Below are 263 nucleotides of genomic sequence, written 5' to 3' on the forward strand. Positions count from 1 at the left end.
GATATCAGCCATGGTCAGCGTGTCGCCGGCAAACCAGCTGTTTTCGGCAAGATGATCGTTAATAAAGCGCGCATGCGTTTCCAGCTGGCGGTTGAGATACGCTTTTTGCACCCCCTGCCCCAGCGCCTTACCCAGCGTGCGCAGGCCAAACGGGACGGGTGGTTTGCCGAGGCTGTTAAACACCAGCTTCATTAACAGGAGCGGCATCAAAGACCCTTCGGCGTAATGCAGCCAGAAGCGATACTGCACTTTATGGGCGGGAT

1 pseudogene is annotated in these 263 nt (G+C 56.3%); it reads right to left on the minus strand.

Going from position 1 to position 263, the window contains the following annotated elements:
* Window positions 1-263, minus strand: a pseudogene (locus tag RTW80_RS29635) (glutathione S-transferase); the annotation flags it as partial.

Origin of the sequence: Escherichia sp. AM3, from assembly GCF_032029835.1 — a bacterium.
Lineage (GTDB): Bacteria > Pseudomonadota > Gammaproteobacteria > Enterobacterales > Enterobacteriaceae > Escherichia > Escherichia coli.